The organism is Streptomyces sp. NBC_00986, assembly GCF_045162565.1.
In the GTDB taxonomy this organism is placed as follows: Bacteria; Actinomycetota; Actinomycetes; order Streptomycetales; family Streptomycetaceae; genus Streptomyces.
This window is the reverse complement of record NZ_CP108733.1, coordinates 10,798,484-10,822,566: the sequence shown is the minus strand read 5'-3', so window position 1 is coordinate 10,822,566 and position 24,083 is coordinate 10,798,484. Positions and strand designations below refer to the sequence as shown.

The 24,083-nt window shown below is 70.3% G+C and carries 18 protein-coding genes and 2 pseudogenes; 10 read left to right on the top strand and 10 right to left on the bottom strand.

What is annotated here, in order from left to right:
- Positions 1-8 precede the first annotated feature (8 nt).
- Positions 9-1,586: an oleate hydratase gene (locus tag OG504_RS48745; protein WP_405995591.1), complete on the bottom strand. Its 1,578-nt coding sequence runs from the start codon at positions 1,584-1,586 to the stop codon at positions 9-11.
- A gap of 208 nt (positions 1,587-1,794) precedes the next feature.
- Positions 1,795-2,532 (bottom strand): SDR family oxidoreductase, encoded by a 738-nt coding sequence (locus OG504_RS48740; RefSeq protein ID WP_405995590.1) that lies wholly within the window; start codon positions 2,530-2,532, stop codon positions 1,795-1,797.
- 96 nt (positions 2,533-2,628) lie between these two features.
- Here OG504_RS48740 and OG504_RS48735 point away from each other — a divergent pair, with 96 nt between their 5' ends.
- Positions 2,629-3,492 carry a LysR family transcriptional regulator gene (locus tag OG504_RS48735; protein WP_405995589.1) on the top strand — a complete coding sequence of 288 codons (864 nt, stop codon included), beginning with the start codon at positions 2,629-2,631 and terminating at the stop codon, positions 3,490-3,492.
- A gap of 387 nt (positions 3,493-3,879) precedes the next feature.
- Here OG504_RS48735 and OG504_RS48730 read toward each other — a convergent pair whose 3' ends face one another.
- The 4 genes from OG504_RS48730 to OG504_RS48715 form a co-directional block, all read right to left on the bottom strand.
- Entirely contained in the window at positions 3,880-4,527 is a 648-nt protein-coding gene (locus OG504_RS48730) for a TetR/AcrR family transcriptional regulator (protein ID WP_405995588.1), read from the bottom strand.
- A 42-nt stretch (positions 4,528-4,569) separates the two neighbouring features.
- Entirely contained in the window at positions 4,570-5,283 is a 714-nt protein-coding gene (locus OG504_RS48725) for an MBL fold metallo-hydrolase (RefSeq protein ID WP_405995587.1), read from the bottom strand.
- A gap of 704 nt (positions 5,284-5,987) precedes the next feature.
- Entirely contained in the window at positions 5,988-6,488 is a 501-nt protein-coding gene (locus OG504_RS48720) for a hypothetical protein (protein ID WP_405995586.1), read from the bottom strand.
- 225 nt (positions 6,489-6,713) lie between these two features.
- A complete protein-coding gene (locus OG504_RS48715) occupies positions 6,714-7,178 on the bottom strand; it encodes a PaaI family thioesterase (protein ID WP_405995585.1) in 465 nt (154 codons plus the stop codon).
- 192 nt (positions 7,179-7,370) lie between these two features.
- On the opposite strand from OG504_RS48715, the gene OG504_RS48710 reads away from it, so the two are divergent.
- The 7 genes and pseudogenes from OG504_RS48710 (at position 7,371) to OG504_RS48680 (ending at position 15,225) form a co-directional block, all read left to right on the top strand.
- Positions 7,371-7,775 carry a DUF3592 domain-containing protein gene (locus OG504_RS48710; RefSeq protein WP_405995584.1) on the top strand — a complete coding sequence of 135 codons (405 nt, stop codon included), beginning with the start codon at positions 7,371-7,373 and terminating at the stop codon, positions 7,773-7,775.
- 233 nt (positions 7,776-8,008) lie between these two features.
- The gene (locus OG504_RS48705; RefSeq protein ID WP_405995583.1) at positions 8,009-9,580 is read left to right on the top strand and encodes a hypothetical protein; all 1,572 of its coding nucleotides are present in this window, start codon (positions 8,009-8,011) and stop codon (positions 9,578-9,580) included.
- Between the two features lie 82 nt (positions 9,581-9,662).
- Positions 9,663-12,167 (top strand): tetratricopeptide repeat protein, encoded by a 2,505-nt coding sequence (locus tag OG504_RS48700; RefSeq protein WP_405995582.1) that lies wholly within the window; start codon positions 9,663-9,665, stop codon positions 12,165-12,167.
- A gap of 3 nt (positions 12,168-12,170) precedes the next feature.
- Positions 12,171-12,227 (top strand): annotated as a pseudogene (locus tag OG504_RS48695) (hypothetical protein); the annotation flags it as partial.
- A 95-nt stretch (positions 12,228-12,322) separates the two neighbouring features.
- Positions 12,323-13,159: pseudogene (locus tag OG504_RS48690) on the top strand (PP2C family protein-serine/threonine phosphatase); the annotation flags it as partial.
- Between the two features lie 22 nt (positions 13,160-13,181).
- The gene (locus OG504_RS48685) at positions 13,182-14,525 is read left to right on the top strand and encodes a hypothetical protein (protein ID WP_405995581.1); all 1,344 of its coding nucleotides are present in this window, start codon (positions 13,182-13,184) and stop codon (positions 14,523-14,525) included.
- A gap of 76 nt (positions 14,526-14,601) precedes the next feature.
- The gene (locus OG504_RS48680; RefSeq protein ID WP_405995580.1) at positions 14,602-15,225 is read left to right on the top strand and encodes an FHA domain-containing protein; all 624 of its coding nucleotides are present in this window, start codon (positions 14,602-14,604) and stop codon (positions 15,223-15,225) included.
- Between the two features lie 50 nt (positions 15,226-15,275).
- Here the strand turns inward: OG504_RS48680 and OG504_RS48675 are convergent, their stop codons facing one another.
- Positions 15,276-17,246, bottom strand: a complete 1,971-nt coding sequence (locus OG504_RS48675; RefSeq protein WP_405995579.1) for a potassium transporter Kup — start codon at positions 17,244-17,246, stop codon at positions 15,276-15,278.
- 165 nt (positions 17,247-17,411) lie between these two features.
- Positions 17,412-18,530 (bottom strand): FAD-dependent oxidoreductase, encoded by a 1,119-nt coding sequence (locus OG504_RS48670; protein ID WP_405995578.1) that lies wholly within the window; start codon positions 18,528-18,530, stop codon positions 17,412-17,414.
- Positions 18,531-18,583: 53 nt separating this feature from the next.
- Here OG504_RS48670 and OG504_RS48665 point away from each other — a divergent pair, with 53 nt between their 5' ends.
- Positions 18,584-19,276, top strand: coding sequence for a TetR/AcrR family transcriptional regulator (locus OG504_RS48665; protein ID WP_405995577.1), 693 nt, complete (start codon positions 18,584-18,586; stop codon positions 19,274-19,276).
- A 9-nt stretch (positions 19,277-19,285) separates the two neighbouring features.
- Here the strand turns inward: OG504_RS48665 and OG504_RS48660 are convergent, their stop codons facing one another.
- On the bottom strand, positions 19,286-19,582 hold the full coding sequence (locus OG504_RS48660) for a hypothetical protein (protein ID WP_405996613.1): 297 nt from the start codon (positions 19,580-19,582) through the stop codon (positions 19,286-19,288).
- On the opposite strand from OG504_RS48660, the gene OG504_RS48655 reads away from it, so the two are divergent.
- Positions 19,562-19,756 (top strand): hypothetical protein, encoded by a 195-nt coding sequence (locus OG504_RS48655; RefSeq protein WP_405996652.1) that lies wholly within the window; start codon positions 19,562-19,564, stop codon positions 19,754-19,756. The genes OG504_RS48660 and OG504_RS48655 overlap by 21 nt on opposite strands.
- Before the next feature lie 27 nt (positions 19,757-19,783).
- Here OG504_RS48655 and OG504_RS48650 read toward each other — a convergent pair whose 3' ends face one another.
- On the bottom strand, positions 19,784-24,040 hold the full coding sequence (locus tag OG504_RS48650; protein WP_405995576.1) for a CHAT domain-containing protein: 4,257 nt from the start codon (positions 24,038-24,040) through the stop codon (positions 19,784-19,786).
- Positions 24,041-24,083 lie beyond the last annotated feature (43 nt).

The following is a 24,083-nucleotide window of genomic DNA, read 5'->3' as shown; positions in this document are numbered from 1 at the left end:
TCGGCGGGTCAGCGGCGGTGCATCGTCTGCAGGGCCTCGACCAGCACCTTCGGGTCGCGCCCACCCTTGTAGACCGGCGGCGGTTGCCGCTTCAGGCCCAGGAGTTGGGCCACGGCGGTCCAGGCGGTGCGTACCGAGTACTCGACGGTGAAGACGACGTCGTCGGGGACCTCGGCGTACTGGCCGATGAAGGCCAGGTTGGTGGAGCCCTCCGGGACGACCTGCGGCCGGTCTCCCGAACTGCGCACCAGGAACTGGCTGGTGATGTACGGCATCAGCGCCGGGACGACGATCGAATGGTCGAGGATCTGCGGGCCCTCCTCGAACCGGAGGTGGTGCAGGACCTCGTCCAGGATCTCCCGGCCGGTGCACGCGCGCATCGGCTTGCGGACGAAGTCGCCCTCCCTGTCCGGGAAGAGGCCGTAGCCCCACCACACGAAGGTGTCCTCGGGCTGCTCACGGAAGTGCGGCTGGTGGTTGAGGACGATGGTCAGCAGCCAGTTGGAGTCCTTGAACGTGATCAGCCCGCCCTTGCCGGCCTCGCTGCCGCTGAACTTCTCCATCAGCTCGAAGAAGGTCGGATCCTTCGTCGTGACCGTGAAGGACACCCAAGTGGAGTCCGTGACCGAGGAGTTGAAGACCGACGGGTCACCCAGCAGGCCCGGCCGACCCGGCCGCTTCGCCGCGAGTGTCTCCCACAGCCGCCAGGATCCCGCGTCGCCGGAGGTGTCCAGCACGGGCGCGGTGTCGGTGGAACCGAGCGTGGAGTCGGCGGTCATCGAGCCGTTGGTGACCAACACCAGGTCGTCCGGACCGAGTTCCGTCTCCTCGCTACGGCCCTCCCGCGTCCAGGTGAGAGCCTCGACGGTCAGCGCGTCCCCCTCGGCCAGCCGCAAGTCGGTTACCCGGGTGCCGAGTTGGACGGTCACCCCCTGCCCGGTCAGCCACTTCGACAGGGGGCGCACGATGGAGTCGTACTGGTTGAAGCGGGTCCGGTAGATCCCCGACATGGAGTCGAAGGTCTTGAAGAGGTGCACGAAGCGGTTGAGGTAGCGGCGGAACTCGATCGCGCTGTGCCACGGTTCGAAGGCGAACGTGGTGCACCACATCCACCAGAAGTCCGTGCGGAAGAACCCCTCGCTGAAGCAGTCCGTGATGCGCTTGCCGTCCAGCAGCCGCTCCGGGGTGCCCACGCACTTCACCAGCTCCAGCCGGTCGCGCTCGGAGAAGCCCATGGAGTGCGTGTCGACCACCTTGCCCGCCGCGTCGACGAGCCGGGCGTGGTCGTCCCAGGCGAAGTCCTCGTGGAAGGCGAAGGTGTCCTCGGTCACCGACTTCGACGGGTCGTCCAGCGACGGGATCGACCCCAGCAGGTCGTACGTGCAGTCGAAGTGGATCTCGAACATCCGGCCACCACGCATCGTGTACCCGGTCTCGGGCGAACCCGCCGCGTCGAGGCTGCCGCCTTCCCGGTCCTGCTCCTCGAGCAGCAGGATGTCCGACCCCACGAACCCGCCCTCACGGATCAGGAACGCCGCCGCCGACAAGGCCGCGACACCACTTCCCACCAGGTAAGCCTTCGCCATGAACGCCGTCCCTCCTTCGTCCCACGACCACGGGCGGCCCGGGCGGAGGCACGGGCGCTTCACCGGCGTGCGGTCGGCTTTCCCAGCGTCGGCCGCGGGCTTCTCGCTCGCAGCAGGGCGGGGCCGAACGAGTGAGTCGGCGGTCCGGCCGTGGCATGGGGTACGCCGCCTCGGAACTTACAGGGTGGTCGGGACGGGTGGGGGCGGACTACCAGGGAACGACTCCGTCGTCCTCGAAGAACGAACCGGTCGGGCCGTCGTCGGGCAGTGTGGCGAGCCGGATCGCTGTGGCCGCGCCCTGCTCGGGGGTGCGGGGTCCGTGGAAGCCGGTGAAGTCGGTCGCGACCAGGCCCGGGCAGGCTGCGTTGATCAGGATGTTCGTGTCGGCCAACTGCCGGGCGTACTGCACGGTGACGGCGTTGAGGAACGACTTCGACGGGGCGTAGGCCGCCATGACGGGGCCGATGTCGACGGCCGGGTCCGCCTGGCGGGTCAGGGAGGCCACGGCGCTGGAAATGTTGACGATGCGGGGTGATGGCGAGCGCCGTAGGAGCGGCAGCATCGCGTTGGTCACCCGGATGACACCGATGACGTTGGTCTCCACGACCGTGCGGACCAGGTCGAGGTCGAGTGTGGTCGGGTCCTGGATCCAGCCCGGCCCCATGTCTCCTGAGATGCCGGCGTTGTTGACCAGGACGTCCAGGCGCCCGGCCCGCCGGTCGATCAGTTCCGCGGCAGCGGTGACGCTCCGGTCGCCGGTCACGTCCAGCGGCACCCCGAACGCGTCCGCTCCGGCGGCGCGCAGCTTCTCCACGGCACTCTCGCGCCGGGCCTCGTCTCGGGCTCCCACGCCCACCCGGTACCCGAGGGCACCCAGCCCTGCGGCGATCTCGTACCCGATTCCCTTGTTCGCGCCGGTCACCAGCGCGATCTTCGTTTCGCTCATGCCGTTGATGGTCACGCGCGGACGAGGGGTGCGGCCAACACCGATACGGTGCTCTGTCATACCCGGTGGGTATCACCCGGAAGCTACGCTGGGGCCATGGACGCCCTGGAGACCCGTGAGGTGAGGTACTTCCTCGCCGTTGCCGAGGAACTGCACTTCGGCCGCGCCGCCGAGCGTCTCGGCATGGCCCAGCCGCCGCTGTCCCGGGCGATCCAGCAGCTCGAACGGCGGCTCGGTGTCCGCCTGTTGGAGCGCAACCGGCGCGGCGTCGCCCTGACCGGCGCCGGAGAGGTTCTGCTGCACGAGGGCCGCGCCGCCCTCGACGCGAGCACCGCCGCCGCTCGCCGCACCCGTCGCGCCGGTGGCGCCGACCGTCCGGACGGTGCCCGTGACCGCCTGGTGCTGGCGGTGAAGGCCGCCGCGTCCCACGAACTGCTGCGGAAGCTGCTCGACGCCTACATGTCCGTGCCCGGCGCCGCCGAGATCGAGGTGCTGCCGTGCGGCATGTGCGAGCAGCCGGAGCTGCTGCGCGACGGCCGCGCCGATGTGGCGCTCATGCACGCGCCGTACAACTCCCTTGCCGGGTTCGACACCGAGGCGCTGATGACGGAAGGGCAGATCGCCGTGCTGCCCGCCGGGCACCCCTTCGCGGCGCGCAGGACGTTGTCCCTGGCCGACGTCAGTGACATCCCCGGTCTTCCGCCCGCCCGCTGGCCGAACGACGGCACGTACCCGCCCGGCCCGGGCCCCGAGATCCACGACCAGACACAGCTGGCCCAACTGATCGCCCTCGGACGCACCATGGCCGTCTTCCCCGAATCCGCCCGCTCCTGGCTGTGGGCCGGACACACCGCCGTCCCCCTGACCGACGCCCCGCCCGTCGTCACCCACATCGCCTGGCCGGCCCACAGCCGCTCACTCGCCCTCGCCGGGCTGATCCGCACGGCCGTAGAGCTATGACGCCTTTCGGCGGTTGAAGGCTGGGGGACGGGGGATGCTCGGCGCTGTGCCGGCCGACAGCATCGGGGCGTGGAGCCGCCGCCCTCCGCGTCACTCATCCTGCCTGGACGTGATCGGCGTTCAGGACCGCAGCCCCCGGCCCAACGCCCCGCCGTTCAGGGCGGATCGACCGGCTCCGATTCCCGGACCAGTTGATGCCAGGCATGGGTGCGACCGGCGGCGCAGAACCGCTCGCGGGGCCGTCCTCCAACGTCGCGCGGACCTGTGTGCAGAACCCGCCGAGGTCCCGAAGGACCTCGAACCACCCGACCCTCTGTACGAGCGGACGCAGTCCCTGCGCGAACTCGTCGAACCTGACCGTGCGTTCGCCCGGCACTCACGGCACAGTCAATTGGGCTCGCGGAGTCTCGCGATGGAGCTGATGAGCTCCACCTCGGCTTGGGCGAGGTCCGGCCACGGGAACTCGTAACCGTTGCGCAGCAGAACCAAGCCGTGCATGGCTGCCCACAATTGCGTCGCGGTGGACAGAACGTTCTTCACGCCGGAGGATCCGTCGGCGATGCAGAGCCGGACGCCGTCCATGAGGTAGGCGAACGGACCGGCGTCGGGGTCGCGGTTGTCCGGCTCGTCGGCGGGGGTGGTGCGGGGTTCCGCTCCGTGAAGGAGCCGGTTGCGCCGGAAGAGCAGTCCGTACAGGTTCGGGTTGCCGACCCCGAACGCCATGTAGGCGCGGCAGCCCGCGATGAGCCGGTCCCGAGGCGCCTCAAGTCCTTGTTTCGCATCGACGATGAAGCGACCCAGCTGGGCGAAGGTCTCGACGGTGACGGCCTGCACGATCTCGTCCGGACCCGCGAAGTGCAGGTAGATCGACTGCGGTGCGATGCCGATCCGCCGCGCCAGCCCACGCAGGGTCACCGAGCTCGCGCAGCCCTCCTCGACGAGGATCTCCCGGGCGGCCGACACGATGTCGTCGCGTAGTGCCTGCCCCTCACCTCGGGCGTTGCGCCGTCTTCTCCCGGTCACCTCTCTGCTCACGGCCGTAGGCCTACGCCGGAGCCGGATCGGTGCGCACGCGCGTCAGCCGAGAGGGTCGGGGACCTCGTCGGCGGTGGCCGCGACGCGCAGCAGGGCAGTGTCGTCACCGCGCAGCGGTTGACCGTGGCCGAAGCACACGGTGTCGACATCGATGTCGGCGAAGCGGCGGAAGGAGTCACGGGCTTGCGGCCGGTCATGGTTGAACGGCCCGAGTATGACCTGACCCTGGTACTCGGCGGCGATGTCGCCGGTGAACAGGACGTTCTCGTTCGGAAAGTGCAAGGCGATGCTGCCGTCGGTGTGGCCGGGGGTCGACAGGACTCGGGCGTCGATCGCGTCGAGGATCTCGTCGTCGTCGAGCTCACGGTCGACACGGGAAGGTGCGGCTTCGGGGATGCTGCCGGAGATGTGGGCGTAGAGCCCCTCCTCGGCGTGGGTGAGGGCGGGGGACGAGCCGTAGCCGTCACCTCGGATGATCGCGGCATCGCTGCGGTGCGCCCAGACGCGAACGTTCGGCCAGGTGGCCAGTTCGGCGGCCGAGCCGACGTGGTCGGGATGCCAGTGCGTGAGTACGACGTGGGTCAGTGACTCCCGGTCCAGTCCCCAGCCACGCAACGCCTCGGTGATCGCCGTGGCCTGCCCGGCGATGCCGGTGTCGATCAGCAGCGCGTCCGACCCGCGGCGCAGCAGATAGGCCTGTCCCGGCCCGTCGTCGAGCACCATGCGCAGGTCAGGACGCAGATCAACGATGTTCACGTCAGTCTCCCTTGATCAAACCGGATGGATCCACCGGCGACAGTCCTGAGCGCCAGTAATCTCACGGCCTTGAACTCACAGCTGTGACCTTACGGATGCGATCCTGGCTTGGCAATGCCTCCCTGACGCCATTCCGCCGGGGGAGTTCGGCGCGTAGCCGCGGGCCGGATCGCGCTGTTGCATCAGCCAGGTCCGGCCGGCGACCGAGTCCCCCACACCATCCAGGTGCCGACGACGAAACCCTGCTCGGCTGCTCGTCCCCGCCTTCCTACCTGCGGACGTGCACGAGGGCGAACTTCCTTTGGCACACGGCACGTTGATCCGACTGGAGGTCGAGCACCTGTCGAAGAAACGCGACGCTCCGCCGGCGTGGCCGTGGTCCGCGAAAACCGGCGCCACCCGGACCGATGTGGACCGATACTGACGGACATCTCTCCGCCGCTTCGACCTGGAACACACCTTCCGCGCCCGCGAGGCAGACCCTGGGCCGCAGAGATTCCTCAACCGCTATGACGTCGACGGCATCCCGAAGGCGGAGGTCGACGGCAGGACCAGCTGGACGGTGATGTTCGCGCTGACGCAGGTGTGCCGACGGCAATGAGCCTCAACACGGGGCCCGGCGCACCGCGCGTGGCCCATCCGCGGACCGTAGAAGTGTGAGGACCGTACGAACAGGCCCTGCCTACACAGGCGTTGGGCGCCAATCACGACGGTGAGCACCGGCGGACGTCTTGCTGGTCAGACATGCTGTCCGCTCCGAGATCGTGTCGCATGGCTGCCCGCAGCCGGGTGAGCGCGTCTTCGTACTGGGCTCGGCCGCCCGAATACCGCTCGTCGCCGGCGAGCGTACCGGCCCCGGCAAGATCCCGTACCTCGCGAAGGCGGCGGAAGACATCCTCCGACACCGCCGCGACGCCCGGCGACGCGGTGATCGACATCTGGTAGCGCAGGCCGTAACACGGAGCGAAGCTGGCCCGCGCCGAATGGTCCCGTTCGGTCGTGTTCAGGTCCAGATTGCGGGCCAGGATGCGGAAGTCGTTGCGCGCCTGGGAGAGGCAGGCGAGGTAGTCGCTGTAGAGGACCCGGCGAACGTCGAGGAGATGGGCATGGCGGTCCCGCCGCCACCGCGATCGATCGAGGAGAGCGGCGGACACGGTCGCGATCACCGCGCCGACGACGGCGCTGGCCAGGGTGCTCCAGGGCATGCGTCACACGGTAGAGGGGCGCCCAGCGTCAGCGGAATGCGGCCACAGCGAGCCGGTGCCCATCATGCCGTTCCCGCAGCACCGTTCCCCTGGGCTGCTGATCGACCCGTCACCACTGAATCCGTCCACTCACACCTTCTACCCCGTCAGACATATCGCTCACTCCCTCAGGAAACGTCGCCGCCAACGCTCCCCGCCCACCGCGAGCTTCCCTGCCTCCTCCCGTCACCCCCCATGCCGCCGCCTGACACTCCAGTCGAAGCTCCCCCGGCACACCGTCGCCCCCGTCGCGTCGGTGATCTCGGCCCAGGTGGAGAATCGAGCCCGGCCGCTCTCCCCCGACAGCAACGGCAGCAGCGCAGCGCGCGCCTCATCGTCGAGCCGGCATACGGTCAGCAACCGTCCGCGTGCCGGAGCGAGGAACTCCAGGGAGGCGGCCGCTCCGAGGGGTACGACTCCGTCGAAGTCCCCGGGGCCACGGCTCGCGGCGATGATCGCGCCCAGGCCTGCCGCGTCGAGCAGGGCGACGAGTCCGCTGGAGTGCAGTGAACCGATCACGTTCGTCAGTTCCTGGGGAACCTCCGAGGCGATCTCGGCCACGCCGTCCGCGGCTCGCAGGACCTCGACTCCCGCGGTGCGATGGGCCGGAACCGGCTCCAGCAGCGTGCGGGCCAGCGCCGTCATGTCCATCGCCGCAGCCTCGCACACCCCCTCGCCGGCGAAGGTAATTCCCCGTGAACTGTTCGGCAGGGCCTCCTGCCGGGATACCCGGGGGGGACCGACCGACCACGGGGCGCGGGCGAAACAGGCACCGGCGCCCCGTAGTTACGATCGTGCCGACATCCTGCCCGGCGAAATCACGATCGCGGAGGGAGACCACGCATGCCGCAAGGAACCGTCATCGCGATGGCCGGATTCACCGGCGTGAGCGGCGCGGTCGCGCTGCTGACGGGCCTCGTCGGGCTGTGGAGGATCCGGCGGCTGCGCCGTGCGGGCGCGGATGTGTGGGCAATGGTGAAGCGCACCGGCCCAGTTGGGGACGCGGACAGCCCGCGGCCGGTACTGCAGTTCACCACCGAGGACGGCCGGGTGATGGAAGTCGCCTCACCCGTACCCGCGTCCAAGCGTCGCCCTCTGGCCGACGGCAGCCACGTGCTCGTCCGCTACGACCCTGAAGATCCGCGCGAGTTGGTGTTGTACGGGCACGAACGGACGTCCTGGGAGTACGCGTTGACGGGCCTGGGTGCCGTCTTCCTCCTCGTGAGCACAGGCCTGCTCCTCGGATAGCCGGTGGACTGCCGGTGAACAGCCGCTCAACAGGCCCCTGATCGCCGGTACTTCTCACATCCACCCCCGGCATGCCCCCGCGAACGCGCCCCCCCTCACCACCCCGTCAAGATCCCGCCCACACGGCGTTAAAGCAACGACAAGACAGGGTTGCCCCGCGTTCGAGCCGCAAGAGTGGCCCTCGCGGACAGCGCGGCGCGGGCCGCTCCGCAGCGCGAAGGGGACTCAACGCAATGCCGGACACCAGCGCCACGGAACAGCGCCCTGCGGCACCGCCCCAGGTGTCGGCTCCGAAAGGGGCCAACTCCCCCCGGCCATCCAGGGGAAGACACCGCGAACCACGTTTCTCACCCACCAACCGAATACGTCCGCCGCGCCTCGGACCGGCGAAGCCGTGGCGCGGCCGCCTCCCCACGACCGTCCCGAAGTGGCTGCGCCTGCTGCGCGGTACCGCGCTGGGCACCTCCGCCCTGGTCGTCGTCGCACTCGTGGTGACCGGTCTGCTCGCGCGTTCCTCCTGGTCGGACATCCGGAACCACTCCGCGCCCCAGATCACCAGCGCCACCGGCCTGTACTTCACGCTCAACGACATGGACGCCCAGCTCGCCAACCAGCTGATGTTCGGCACCGACCGGGATCTGGCCGACGACCGCAGCACCGCCGCCCACATCTACAACCAGCGGCGCAGCCAGGCCGGCGTCTACCTTCGTGACCTCTCGGTCGCCGCCCAGGGCGACCCCGTCGCCGAGGCGTCCGTCGCCCAGGCCATCGCGGACTTCGGCAGTTACGAGGAGGGCGCCTCGCACGCGCTGCTCCTCAGCAAGCAGACGGGTTACGCCGCGGGGCGGACCGACGCCCGCACGCTGGCCTCGTACCGGTCCACCACCGAGCTGATGCGCACCCAACTCCTGCCGGAGGCCGACCAGTTGGTCACGGCGAACAACATCGCCTTCAACACGACATACGCCACGACCACGGACCGCCTGTCCTCCGCCCGGATCGCGGTCCTCGCGGCCGGCCTGCTGCTGATCGTCGTCCTCGTCGCCCTCCAGCTCTTCCTCGCCCTCCGGTTCCGGCGCATCGTGAATCCGGCGCTGGCCGTCGCGGTCCTGATCGCCTTCGGCGTCTCGATCACCGCGACCGTGCAGATCTCCGCCCAGCAGGACCACCTGCACGTCGCCCGCCGCGACGCCTACGACTCGGTCGTCGCCCTCACCCGCGCCCGCGCCGTCGCCTACGACGCGAACGCAGACGAGTCCCGTTACCTGCTGGACCAGCCGAACGCCGCCGAGCACGAGCAGCACTTCTTCGAGAAGACCCAGCAGCTCATGCGGCTTCCCGGAGCCACCATCCACACCTACGACGCCCGGGCCGCCGCCGCCATGGACGCCTACCGCGCCCATCAGGAGGACCTGCGCTTCACCGGCTTCTTCGGTGACGAGTTCCGCAACATCACCTTCCGCGGTGAGCGCAAGGCGGCGGAGGACGTCGTCGCCCGCTACCAGGTGTACGAGAAGGACGACCGCAAGATCCGCGCCATCGCCACCTCCGGCGACGTGACCGCGGCCATCGCCTACTGCGTCAGCTACAAGCCGGGCGACTCCAACTGGGCCTTCGGGCAGCTGGATACGGCGCTGCAGAAAATCATCGGCATCAACACCGACGCCTATGAACAGGCCTCCTCCGAAGGCGCCGACAGCGCGCTCACCGGACCGCTGGGCCTCTCCGGCGCCACGGTCGTCGTCGCGGCCCTCGCGGTCGTGGGCCTGCGCCGCCCGCTGGCCGAGTTCCCGACGACGGGCTGAACCCGTGTCCGAGAAAGGCTCGCGGGGCGCGACCCCGCCACCAGCACGGCCGGAACACTCGACGGCGAACGAGGTGGACACCATGAGCAAGTGCCAACGCCCGGGCTGCACCGGCACCATCGAGGACGTAGGCGGCGGCGAACTGTACTGCGACATCTGCGGACGCGCCCCAGTGCCGCAGCGGATCGCCGCCGCGAGCACGAGCGGCGAGAACGCCGCCAACTCCCCTGCCCTGTCCGGCATTTCCCCCCGCTCCACGCTCGGCCGACTGTCCAGCCCACTCTCCGGCACCGGCGGCGCCACCTCGGTGACCGTACGCAGCTCCGGTACCGGCGGCAGCGGGCCGACCCGCGCCAGACTCGGCGCGGGCCTGGTCGCCGTACCGCCCATTCCCCGTCCCGATCCGGCCACTTCGGTCCTGGAGAACCCCCAGGTACCCGAGCGGAACCGGTACTGCGGCAGGAGCGACTGCGGGCTGCCGGTCAGTCGCAGCCGCGGTGACCGGCCGGCGCGCCTGGAGGGTTTCTGCGCCAAGTGCGGCCACCCGTACTCCTTCACGCCCAAGCTGCGGGCGGGCGATCTCGTCCACGGCCAGTACGAGGTGGTGGGGTGTCTGGCGTACGGCGGGCTCGGCTGGATCTATCTCGCCGTCGACCGCGCGGTCAGCGACCGCTGGGTGGTTCTGAAGGGCCTGCTGGACACCGGCGACGAGGACGCGCTGGCCGCCGCCGTCTCGGAGCGGCGGTTCCTCGCCGAGATCGAGCACCCCAACATCGTCCGCATCTACAACTTCGTCGAGCATCTCGACCGGCGCACGGGCTCGCTCGACGGCTACATCGTCATGGAGTACGTCGGCGGCAAGTCCCTGAAGGAGATCGCCGACGAGCGGCGCGGCCCGGACGGCCGACGCGAGCCACTGCCGGTCGAGCAGGCGATCGCGTACGCCATCGAGGCCCTGGAGGCGCTCGGCCATCTCCACAAACGCGGCCTGCTGTACTGCGACTTCAAGATAGACAACGCGATCCAGCAGGAGGACCGGCTCGAACTCATCGACATGGGCGCGGTCCGGCACATGGACGACGAGGACTCCGCGCTCTACGGCACGATCGGCTATCAGGCCCCGGAAGTAGCCGAGTCGGGCCCGTCCGTCGCCTCCGACCTCTACACGGTGGCCCGCGCCCTCGCGATCCTCACCTTCGACTTCCAGGGCTGCACGACCGTCTTCGTCGACAGCCTCCCCGATCCCGACAAGATCCCCGTCTTCGCCCGGTACGAGTCCTTCCACCGGCTGCTCGTCCGGGCCACCGACCCCGATCCCGGCAAGCGCTTCGGTTCCGCGGAGGAGATGGCGGACCAGCTCCTCGGCGTCCTCCGCGAGATCGTCGCCTCCCAGACCGGCAAGCCCCGCCCCGCCCTGTCCCCCGTCTTCGGGCAGGAACTACGGGTCGTGGAGGACAAGTTGGTCGAGCCTCTGGCCGGCGACGCGTCCGTCCTCGGTGCGCACACGCTCGCGGTACGGCGCGGTGCACCGCGCCGGCCGGCGAACAGCGCCCTGCCGGGGCGCCCTTCGGCCGAGGAACCCGCGTCCGTCTCCGGCCCGGCGCCGGACGCCTTCGTAGCGAACACCCCGTCGCCGGCTGCCGGGCCGGTGGTCAGCGTCGCGCGCCTCAACGCGCGGGCCGCCTCCCTCGCGCTGCCGGTGCCGCTGGTGGACCCGTCCGACCCCAACGCCAAGTTCCTGGCGGGTCTGGCGGCAGCGGCACCGGCGGAGCTGGTAACTGCCTTGCGGTCGGCGCCCGTTGACTCCGTCGAGATACGGCTGCGGGACCTGAGGGCGCGCCTGGAGATGGACGACACCGACGCGGCTTCACGCATGCTGACCGCACTGGCCGACGACGACCTCGACGACTGGCGTGTGGTGTGGCACCGGGGTCTGACCGCGCTGGCGACCGGCGACCACGAGACGGCCGCGCTGGCCTTCGACGCCGTGTACGACGCGTTCCCGGGCGAGTCCGCGCCCAAGCTGGCGCTGGGCATCTGCGCCGAGATGCTGGGCCGCCCGGACAAGGCCGCCGAGTACTACCGGCTCGTATGGACCACCGACGAGCGCTATGTCAGCGCGGCGTTCGGTCTCGCCCGCGTCCTGCTGGCCTCGGGCGAACGGGCCGGTGCCGTAACGGCGTTGGAGTCGGTCCCGGAGGTCTCGATCCACTTCACGGCGGCCCGGGTCGCCGCGATCCGCGCCCGACTGCGCCAACGGCCGCCGCAGGAACCACTGTTGGACGACCTACGGGCGTCGGCCACCCAGGTGGAGGAGCTACGGGAGCTCGGTATCGACGCCGACCGGCGCGAACAGCTCTCCGCCGAGGTGCTGGGCAGCGCACTCGACTGGGTGCTCTCCGGCAGCCCCGGCGCCGGTCCGGAGGCGACCGGGACCAGACTGCTCGACTGCGCCCTGACCGAGCGGGAGTTGCGCTTCGGCATGGAGCGCTCCTACCGCGTGCTCGCCCGCCTCGCCCATCAGGCCGGCGCGGCGACCGAACTGGTGGAACGCGCCAACCGCTTCCGCCCCTGGACGTGGGTGTGACACATGCCCCGACCGACCACCACCTGCCCCTCCTGCGCCGAACCCCTGGATCCCGACGACAGGTTCTGCGGAGCGTGCGGCAGGGAGCTGACCTCCAACAGCCAGCCGCGAAAAGCGAGTTGGGCGACGAACGCGTCCCCCGAACCTACCCCGCACGCCAACGCGACCACCAGGAGCAGGAGTTGGAGGGCGTGGCAGCGGTCAGCGACCGGGGACTGCGACACCGCCGCAACGAGGACGCGTTCGCGCTCTCTTCTACGGCGCTCCCCGACGGCACGCCCGCCGCGGTGGCCGTCGTATGCGACGGGGTGTCGTCCGCCCACCGTCCTGCCGACGCGTCGGCGGCAGCCGCGGAGAGCGCCCACGTATCGCTGCTCGAAGCGCTGCGGCGCGGCGCCCCGTTCGAGGACGCGATGCGTGACGCGCTGCTCACCGCGGGCCGGGCTGTCACCGGCCTCGCCGCCGCCGAGGAGCCGGGACGGAACCCGGACCGCAACTCCCCGGCCTGCACCTGTGTGGGCGCCGTCGTCTCCGGCAAGGGCGTCACCGTCGGCTGGGTCGGCGACAGCCGCGCGTACTGGATCCCGGCCGACCGCACTGCGCCGGCCTCGTGCCTCACCGAGGACGACTCGTGGGCGGCCGGGATGATCTCGGCGGGCCTTGCGTCCAGGGAAGAGGCGTACGCGGACACCCGTGCCCACGCCATCACCGCCTGGCTCGGCGCGGACTGCCCCGAACTCGCCCCGCACACCGCCTCGTTCGAGCCGGACGGGCCAGGCGTCGTGGTGGTGTGCACCGACGGATTGTGGAACTACGCCGAATCCGCGCAGGAGTTGGCGTCCGTGTTACCGGCGGACGCCGGCACGCACCCACTGCGCTGCGCCCGGGCTCTGGTACAGGTCGCGCTCGACGGAGGCGGCCACGACAACGTGACGGTCGCCGTCCTGCCGGTCCCGACGCCTGCCGGGCGCACAGAACACGAACCTTCCTGAACGGGCTCAAGGAGCACAAGCGATGGCTGTCTTCTCCAAGTCGGACGTGCCGCAGTTCGCCGTCGACATCTACCAGAACGAGTACCTGCCCGAAGGCGGCCGCGAGGTCAACGCGATCGTCACCGTGACCGCGGCCGGCGGCGGCACCCTTGGTGGCCGACCGTCGGCGACCGGGGGACCAACCCCAATACCCGCGCCGGACGCGGCCGTTGTCATCATGGTCGACTGCTCCGGGTCGATGGACAATCCGCCGACCAAGATGCACAACGCCCGCCACGCCACCGCCGCCGCGCTCGACACCGTCCGCGACGGCGTGGCCTTCGCCGTGATCGCCGGCACCCACGCGGCCTACGAGGTCTACCCCGCCGACGGCCGGCTGGCCGTGGCCGATCCCGTCACCCGGCATCAGGCCAAGCAGGCCGTGGGCAAGCTGAGCGCCGACGGCGGTACCGCGATGGGCAGTTGGCTGTGGCTCGCCGACGAGCTGTTCGCCACGGTCGACGTCCCGATCCGCCACGGCATCCTGCTCACGGACGGCCGTAACGAGCACGAGGCGCCCGGGGCGCTGCGGGCCGTACTCGACGCCTGCGCCGGTCGCTTCACCTGTGACGCCCGGGGCGTCGGCATCGACTGGGAGGTCAAGGAGCTGACCGAGGTCGCCTCGGCGCTGCTCGGTTCCGTGGACATCGTCGCCGATCCCTCCGAACTGGTTGACGACTTCCGGCAGATGATGGAGAACGCGATGGGCAAGGGCGTGGCCGATGTGGCGCTGCGGGTCTGGACGCCACAGGGCTCCACGGTCAAGTGGGTCAGGCAGGTCGCGCCCACGGTCGAGGACTTGACCCTCCGCCGCACCGACGTCGGCCCGCGCGCCGGCGACTACCCCACCGGTTCCTGGGGTGACGAGTCCCGCGACTACCACGTCTGTGTCCAGGTCCCCCGCACGGAGGTCGGCGAGGAGATGCTGGCCGCCCGGATCTCCCTCGTAGTACCGCAGTTGGACGGTACGCCCCAGGCGGTCGGCCAGGGTCTCGTACGCGCTTGCTGGACCGACGACATGGCCGCCTCCACCCGCATCAACCCCCAAGTCGCCCACTACACAGGGCAGGCCGAGCTCGCGCAGGTCATCCAGGAGGGCCTGGAGGCGCGCAAACAGGGCGACTTCGACTCGGCGACCGCCAAGCTGGGCCGCGCCGTCCAGCTCGCCAGCGCCTCCGGCAACGACGAGACGTCGAAGTTGCTGGCCAAGGTGGTGGACGTCGTCGACGCGGCGAGCGGCACCGTGCTCCTGAAGGCGCGGGTGGCGAACGCGGACGAGATGACCCTGGAAACACGCTCGACGAAGACCGTGCGGGTCAAGAAATAGAGAGAGCGACATGTCGACCTGCCCGAACGGACACCGGTCCGAAACCGACGACTGGTGCGAGGTGTGCGGCCATCGCATGCCCACCGCACCGGCCCCTTCCACGCCCGCCTCCGCTTCCGCTTCCGCCGCCGAACTCTGCCCCGACTGCGGTGCACCCCGCGAGGATCTCGCCCGGTTCTGCGAAGGGTGCCGCTACGACTTCGTCAACCGGACCGGCACCGTCCCGCTGTCACCGCTGTCGCACCTTTCCCCGCCCGAGCAGTCGTCTCCCCGCACGGAGGTTCCGACGGCCTCGCCGACCTGGACCGCCACCGTCCGCGTCGACCACGACCACTTCGCCAGGGTGATGGCCCGCAGCGAACCCGAGGACCAGGGGCTCTACTTCCCCACCAACTCCCCCGACCTCCACATCCCGCTCACCCGCACCGTGATCACGATCGGCCGTCGCCACCGGTCCTCGGGCGAGCCCCCGTTCATCGACCTCGACAGCGACCCCGAGGACCCGGGCGTCTCCCACGAACACGCCCTCCTCGTCCAGCAACCCGACTTCACCTGGTCCCTCATCGACAAGGGCTCCACCAACGGCACCACGGTGAACGGCGCCGAGGACCCCATCTCCCCTTACGTACCGGTGCCGTTGAAGGACGGTGACCGCGTACACGTGGGCCTCTGGACGACGATCACCGTCCACCGGGACTGAACCGCACCCGCTTCCGCTTCGACAGGCCGTGGACGACAGACGTGTCCCCCCTACACCTCGATGTGCCAGCCCATGATGATCGTCCGGTCGCGGGGCAGGCCGAAGTGCTCGGCGGCGTCTGCCGTGATGTGGGAGGTGGCGATGAACAGCCGTTTGCGCCAGGGGGCCATCGTCGGTGCCGGGCCACGCCGTAGCTCGATCGTCGACAGGAAGTAGGACGCCTGGTCGAGGAGCAACGGCCCCTCGGTGTCGGCCGGGTCGAGCATCGCCAGCGTGGCGGGCACGTCCGGTGTCTCCATGTAGCCGAACCGGGCGGTGACGTGGATGATCCCGTCGTCGGCGTAGCCGAGGCCGTCGACGACGATCCGCCGGTCGGCCGGGACGCGGGGCACGGGTTCGGTCTCGATGGACAGGATCACGACCTGCTCGTGCCGTACGTGGTTGAGTTCCGCATTGGCCCGCATCGCCAGGGGCGCCGTCTGCTTGCTCCGGTTGAGGAAGACCGCCGTACCGGGAACCTTGAGCACCGGCCGCTCCCCGCTGCGGAGTTGGTCGACGAACTCGCGCAGGGAACCCTCGTGGTCCGCGCGTTCCGCGGTGACGACCTCGCGGCCGCGCTGCCAGGTCGTCATGACGGTGAACGCGGTGATGCCGATGAGCAGCGGCAGCCACGCGCCGTGCACGAGTTTGGTCAGGTTGGCCGCCACGAACAGCAGGTCGACGGAGAGCAGCAGGGTCGCACCGATGGCGATCAGCCACATGGGCGTGGCCCATTTCGCGCGGGCTACGTAGAAGAACAGCAGGGTGGTGATGGTGATGGTGCCGGTGACCGCCATGCCGAACGCGAAGGCCAGCGCGGCGGAGCTGCGGAACGCGAAGACCAGGGTGAGGACCGAGACCATGAGCAGCCAGTTGATCCAGGGGACGTAGATCTGGCCGATGGTGGACTCGGAGGTGTGCGCGATCCGCAGCCGCGGGAGGTAGCCGAGTTGGGCCGCCTGGGAGGCGACCGAGTACGCGCCGGTGATCACGGCCTGGGAGGCGATCACCGTGGCCGCCGTGGCCAGCAGGACCATCGGCCAGCGTCCCCAGTGCGGCACGAGCAGGAAGAACGGGCTGCTGATGTTGTCCGGGTCGTCGAGGATCAGCGCGCCCTGGCCGAAGTAGCTCAGGATGCAGGCGGGGAAGACGAGGAACATCCAGGCGCGGGTGATGGCCCGGCGGCCGAAGTGCCCCATGTCCGCGTAGAGGGCCTCCGCGCCGGTGACCGCGAGCACGACCGCGGCGAGCGCGAAGAAGGCCGTACCGAAATGACCGAAGAGAAAGCCCAGGGCGTAACTGGGCCACAGCGCCCGGAGAATGGCCGGGTGATCCGCGATGCCCACGACACCGCACGCGCCGATGGCCACGAACCAGAGGATCATGATCGGCCCGAACACCCGCCCCACGGCCGCAGTTCCCCGCCGCTGCACCAGGAACAGCAGGACAATGATCACCGCGGTGATGGGCACGACCGCGTCGTCCAGCGACGGCTCTACGACCTTGAGCCCCTCGACCGCGGACAGCACCGAGATGGCAGGGGTGATCATGCTGTCGCCGAAGAACAGCGAGGCGCCGAAGATACCCAGCCCGGTCAGTACGACGGCGGCGCGCCGCCCCCGCTGTGAACTCCACTGCCGCACCAGCGTGATGAGCGCCATGATGCCGCCCTCACCCTCGTTGTCGGCACGCATCGCCAGCAGTACGTAGGTGACCGTGACGATGACCATCACCGACCAGAAGACCAGTGACACCACCCCGTACACGTTCTGCGTGCTGACCGGGACCGGGTGCGGGTCGCTCGGGCTGAACACGGTCTGGAGGGTGTAGATCGGGCTGGTCCCGATGTCCCCGAAGACCACCCCGAGAGCGCCGATCACCACCGCGAGCCGCACCGTCTCCCGCACGCTCCCCCGATGAGCCTCCGGCGGCCCCGCCGTGGACCCTTCGTCCGCTACGGCCCCGTGCCCACGCTCGGCCATGATGATCCTCCCTCTGACGGACCGCGGTACGCAGGCCCCGTGCATCGGGGCGGACACTACCGATGCCCCGGGACAATCGCCCGCAGGCACCCGCCACTTCGCGTGGAACCGTGTCGCGTCACGGACAAGGAGGTGATGGGCGCCGGGTGCTTGCGCGCTCGGCGGTCAGGACGGCTGGACCTGGTCGAAGACGGCGAGGGCTTCGGCGGGGTCCGGACTCACGAGGCGTTCCAGACCGGCCGTCGTGATCTCCGCCCACTTGCCGGCCCGCGCCCACATCCGCACCTCGAAGGCCCGGACGGCCTCGTCCAGATCTTCGGGACCTGCGGCGATGGACTCGGCGAGTTCGGCGCCTTCCAGCATCGCGAGGTTCGCGCCCGCCCCCAACGGAGGCATCAGATGGGCGGCGTCGCCCAGCAGCGTCACCCCCGGGACGTGGGTCCAGGTGTGGGACACGGGCAGGGCATAGAGGGGACGGTGGACGAACGCGGTGCCATGGCAGAGGAGGTTGAGGACGGGAGCGGCCCAGCCGTCGAACAGGGCCAGCAGGCTCGATCGCACGGCCTCGACGTCGGCCAGGTCCAGGTCCGTGTGCCAGTCCAGCGGCGCGCGGAATCTGGTGTACACCTTCACGTGGCCACCGCTGTTGCGCTGGGCGACGAGGCTTCGGTTCATGCCGTACACAGCCACGGAACCGTCGCCGATCAACCGGGCGAGGTCGGGGTGGCGGGTGTCGACGTCGTCGAGGGAAGTCTCGACCGAGGTGACGCCGGTGTAGTGCGGCGTCGCCGACGAGACTGCCGGGCGGACCCGGGACCAGGCGCCGTCCGCGCCGACCACGAGGTCGTACGTCTCCTGCCGCCCGTCCGCGAAATGGACCCGTACGCCGTCCCGGCCCCCAGGCACGACCTCCGTCACGCCGTGCCCCCACTGGATGTCGAGAGGGCCGAGCAGCAGGTCACGGAGTTGCCCGCGGTCGATCTCGGGATTGGCCCGGTCATCCGGACGGGGCTGCCAGTCGCGCAGCACGGTCCCGTCCGTGTCCAGGATGCGCATGGCCTGCCCCTCGGGACGGGACAGTTCCTGGAACTCCGCCAGCAGCCCGGCCTTTTGCAGCGCGAGCTGGCCCAGCCCTTCATGCAGGTCCAATGTGCCGCCCAGAGGCCGGGCGTCGGGGCCGGGATCCCGTTCGAGGACGGCTGCAGGGTGACCATGGCGATGCAGAACGCGGGCGAAGGCAAGACCGGCGGGGCCACTTCCGATCACAGCGATGCGATGTCTCATGTCGATACACTGTATTGACTCGATACAGCGAATCGCAACAGTACGATGTCGGCATGACTGTGTGGGACCGGCCCGAGCCGCCGACTCGCCCCGTGCCGCTGGACCGGGAGCGGATCGTCGCCGCCGCCATCGCGCTGGCCGACGAGGGCGGGCTGGAAGCGGTGTCGTTGCGCAAGGTCGCCGCCCGGCTGGAAGCCGGCCCGATGCGGCTCTACGGCTACATCGCCACCAAGGAGGAGCTGTTCGACCTCATGGTGGACGAGGTCCAGGCCGAGATCCTCCCCGAGGAGCAGCCCGGTGACTGGCGGGAGGCGCTGCGTACCCTCGCCCAGCGCACCAGGCGGGCCGCGCTCCGTCATGAATGGCTGGCCGACCTGCTAGGCGGCCGCCCGACCCTGGGCCCGAACGGCCTCGCCGTGACCGAGGCGACGCTCGCCGCCGTCGACGGCCTCGCCGACATCGACACCGTCATGCGCGCCGCGGGAACGGTCGGTGCCTACGTCACCGGCGCGATCAGGCGCGAGATCGCGAACCTGCGGGCCGAGCGCACCACGGGCCTGTCCAAGCACGACTGGCAGCGCGCCCACGGCCCGCACGTGACGAGGATGCTGGCCACGGGCCGCTTCCCGGCGCTGGCCAAAGCGGTGCACGAGGGCACGGACGTGGACGCCGAGACATCCTTCATGACCGGCCTGGACTGGGTCCTCGACGCCGTGGCCGCCAAACTCACCCGCCCGCCGGCGTGATGCCCCGCATCAGATGCGGAGGCCCTTGGCGACAGTGGAGGCAGGGGTACTCAGTACGGCGTCGAAGGCATCGATGACAGGAGTCCGCACGTACGTCCCCTGCAGCCGGATGCGGTCGGGGCCGCCGGAAGCCTCCGTACGGGCCCCGCGGAGGTCGGCGATACCGAGTCCGAGGCCGGTGTCGGCGAAGGCGGCTTCGATGCTCCCGGGTTCGGGCGAATCCAGCGGTGTGTCGGCGAGGGTGAAACCGAAGGGTGTCTTCTCGTCGCGGTGCATGTCCGCGGTGTGGCCGGCGACGCTGGTCAGGGCGAGAGCGAAGTAGTCGTCGCCGAGGGCACGTTGGAGTTGTTGCCCCAGGGCCCGGACCGGAGCTGGGTGGTCATGGCCGACCCCGAGGGCAACGAGTTCGACGTCATGCGCAAACTGGCGCCACGGGAGAACCAGGCCGCGATCACCGGCACGCTGGTGAACACCTCGTAGCCGCCGCCGAGTTCAGGCCGGTCCGAGCTACGGCCCGCTGTGGATCAGGGACGCCCACAGATGTGGCCGCCCGGAGTGTTCGGTGCGCAGCCGCCGGATGACGCGGTGGAGCACGATCGCCGCGTCGTCGGCGGACGGAGTGTCCGGCATCAGCCGGTAGAAGTGCTCGGCCGCGGCGGCTGCGACGTGGTCGTCCAGTGGCCAGAGGCTCGCGACGACATGCCGGAAGCCGGCCAGTTGGAAGGCGGAGGCGAGGTGGATCGACTCGTCCGCGTGCCGGCGGCCGACGTGTCCCGTGGAGCACGCCGACAGGTAGGCCAGTTCGGCCTCGTGGAGGTCGAGGCGGCCGATCTCCGCGATGGACAGCACGCCGTCGTGGAGGTGGAGCCCGCCCTCGGACGGTGCGTCTGGGTCGGTGCCCGCGTGGCACGCGAAGTGGGCCCAACTCGCCCCGGGGAGCGCCCCGGTCACCCGGGCGGCGGTGGCCTGCTCGTTGGTGAGCAGCGGCATGTCGGGATGGGCGGCGTGCAGGCTCGCCGCCTCGGCGGCGGTGGCCGGCAGGTCCGGCAGACCCGGGGTCCGGTCGAGGGCGACCGCGAGCCGGCGCCGGTCCGTCGCGGCCGGGCGTCCTTGTGCACGGGCCAGGGTGCGCATGGTGGGCGTGTACGACGAGATCACCCGGTCGAGCGCCCCGGGGCCACCGGGGGGTCCGGCCGCGTGCAGCGGCAGCAGCGCGAGCGGCCCGGTCGGCATCCACCACACACGGGGCAGTTCTCCGTCGGCCGGGCGGAGCCGGTCCTCGATCGCGTCGAGGACCGGCTCGACCGTCGTGTCCCACAGCCGGCCGAGCAGTTCCGTCAGCACCCGTTGGCAGCGCAGCTCGCCGGTGAACGAGCCGGCGTTGTGCGTCACTTCCGTCAGCTCGGCCGCCCACAACTCGACGTCGGACAAACGCAGTTCGGGCAGCGGCACCGGCAGCAGGGGTCCGTCGGCGGTGACGACGACGGCGTCGCACCGCTGCAGGCCGGCGTTGAGGAGAACGACCGCCTCACCGGTGGCGGTCGGCCGCAGCCAGGTCCATCTCAGCGGGAGCAGGAACCGGTCCAGGCCGGGCAGCCGGCGGATCTCCGCCAGTACGGCGTCGTGCTCGGCCCACAGCCGTTTGCGCCGGTCGATGTGGTCGACGTCCTGGCCGTCGGGCGTGGCCATGGCCGGGGGATCCGGCGCGTTGAGGGCATCGCGGACCCGGCTCAGCCGGCCGGCCAGCGCCGGGTGCTCGGCTTCGAGGTCGCCGAGGGGCGTCCGCAGCGCCAGCCGGGACGTCAGCAGAATCGACCGGCCCAGTTCGGCGGCCTGGACCGCGCCGCCCGGATCGTCGAGGGCACAGTGCACGGCGATCGTCTCGCCGACCAGTCCGCTGTTCGCGCCGAGACGGTACTCATGGTCCGCCGACGAGGTCTCCCGTGCCGCGACCAACGGCAGCAGCTCCACCGCCGTGTCGAACAGCAGCCGGGCGGTGTGCGGTTCGTCCAGTACGTAGGCGAGCCGGCCGACCACCCAGCAGGCGCGGAGCCGTTCGAACGGGGGCGACGTCGTGGCCGCGAGCGTCTCCTCCGCGAGCCGCACGATCCGCGGCCGGTCGACCGTGCTGCCGCTGTCCCACCTCCTCGTGTGACAGACCGCGAGGAGGTAGATGCGTGAGGCCCGCCGGGGATGGTCGACGGGGGTCGCCGCAACAGTCCGTTCCGCGGCGTCGACGGCACGGTCGAGGTCGGACGGGTCGCCGGTCCGCTGGAACCGCAGCCGGTGGGTGTTGCCGAGGTTGAACAGATGCTGCGCGCGGAGCGGATCGTCCGCGGGGACGGCGTCGGCCCCCTCCCGCGCCAGGTCGACCGCGCGGTCCAGGTCGGCCGGATCGCCCGAGCGCCCGTACCGTGCCTGATAGGACCGCCCGAGGTTGTACAGGCGCAGCAGCCGGTCGGGGTGGTCGGCGGGGGTGGCCGCGAGCGCCTGGAGCGTGCGGTCGATGGCGCTGTCGAGATCGGCGCCGCCGGCGGTCCGGCTGGACCGCGACTGGTAGACGGTTCCGAGGTTGGACAGGTGCATCGCCAGGTTCGGGTGGTCGTCAGGCATGGCGACCACGGCCTGTTCGTGAAGCACGATCGCCCGGTCCAGGTCGTGAATGCTGCCGCTGTGCTCGAACCGTTCATGGAGGGCGGTGGCAAGGTTGGACAGGCGCATCGCACGGTCCGGGTGATCGTCCGGAGTGGCGGCCACCGCGCGTCTGCTGGCGTCGATGCCCGCGTCCAGGTCGGACATGTCTCCGGTGCGGTTGAGCCGGGACCAGAGGGCGACGCTGAGGTTGGACAGGTGCATCGCCAGGTTCGGGTGGTCGTCGGGCGTAGCGGCCACGGCCTGTTCGTGAAGCACGATCGCCCGGTCCAGATCGGCCACGTCCCCCAGCCGGTCGAACCGCCCGCGCAGGGTCGTCGCCAGATTGGACCGGGCCATCGCGAGGAAGGGGTGATCGGCCGGTGTGGCGACGACGGCGCGTTCCAGGCTCGCTACGGCGCGGTGCACATCGGCGAGGTCCCCCTTCCGGTCCGACCGCGCGTCGTACGCGGTGCCCAGGTTGGACAGACGGTGGGCGAGATCCGGGTGACCCTCGGGCGTGGCGGCAACGGCCTGTTCGTAGTGGCCGATCGCCCGGTCCAGATCGGCCACGTCCCCCAGCCGGTCGAAACGCGCCCCGTACACGATGCCGAGGTTGGACAGGATCGTCGCGAACTCGCGGTGGCCCCGGGGCGCCGCGGCAGCGGCACGATCGAGGTGGCCGATCGCGCGGTCCAAGTCGGCCTGCTCCCCCAGCCGTTCGAACCGAGCGTGGTACGCCATTCCGAGGTTGGACACGTAGGTGGCACCGTCGGGAGCGTTGTCCGGAGCGGCGGCCACCGCCTGTTCGTAGTGGCCGATCGCCCGGTCCAGGTCGGCCAGATTCCCTGTCCGCGCGAAGCGGTCGCCGTAGGCGGCGGCGAGGTTGGTCAGGGCGGTCGCCCGGTGTGGGTTGCCGGTGTCGGCGATGGCCTGTTCCCCGAAGCCGATGGCGCGCTCCAGGTCCGCCGGACGGCCCGCCCGACCGAACCGTGCCCAGTAGGAGGTGGCGAGGTTGGTCAGGGTCGTCGTCCGGTGAGGGGAGTCAGCGGGAGTGGCGGCCATCGCCTGCTCACCGATGTCGATGGAACGGTCCAGATCCGAGACGTGCCCGGTTCCCTCGAACCGCCGCAGGCAGCCCATGGCGAGGTTGGTCAGGACCGTCGGCCGGTGAGGGGAGTCAGCGGGGGTGACGGCCATCGCCTGCTCACCGTTACCGATGGAACGGTCCAGATCCGAGACGTGCCGGGTCTGCTCGAACCGCAGCAAGTAGGCGTTGCCGAGGTTGGTCGAGGTCGTCGCGCGGTGGGGGGAATCGGCGGAGGCGACAGCCATCAGCTGCTCACCGCTGCCGATGGAACGGTCCAGGTCCGAGACGTTCCCGGTCCGCACGAACCGCAGCAAGTAACCCGTGGCGAGATTGGTCAAGGTCGTCGGCCGGTGGGGAAAGTCGGCGGACGCGACAACGATCACCTGCTCGCCTCTGTAGATGGAGCGGTCCAGATCCGAGAGCTGGCCCGTCCGCTCGAAGCGCAGCAAGTAGCCCGAGGCGAGATCGGACAAGGCTGTCGTCCGGTGAGGCGAATCGGCGGGGGCGACTGCCATCACCCGCTCACCGATGTCGATAGAACGGTCCAGATCCGCGAGCTGCCCTGTTCTCTGGAACCGCAGCAAGTAACCCGTGCCGAGGGTGGTCAGGTGGAACGCGATGTTCGGGTTGGCGCCGGGCACGCCAACGGCCCCTTCTCCGAACTCGACGACCCCGTCCAGGTCGTGCGGGTGCCCGACCCGCTGGAACCGCAGGAGGTGGGTGGCGCTGAGGTTGCCCAGGATCAGTGCGGAGTTCGGGTCGCCGTAGTGGAGGGCGGCCACGGCCTCTCGCCCGATGCCGATCGACCGGTCGGCGTCGAACTCCTGTCCCGCCAGGGCGTACAGCGCCCGATGGGACTCGGCGAGGTTGTACAGGCGGACGGCTCGACGTGGATGGTGATGCGGAGTCAGGGCGACGATGCGCTGGAACAACGAGACGCAGGAGCCCAGTTGTGCGGTGTCACCGGCCCTGCTGGCCCGGTTCAGGAGGTCGACCGCCTGCTGGTTCAGCAGCTCCGGATCGGGCTGGTGGTAGGAGGACATCACCCATGAGACTATCGGCCGACTGGCTGAAGGAGGAGCCCTG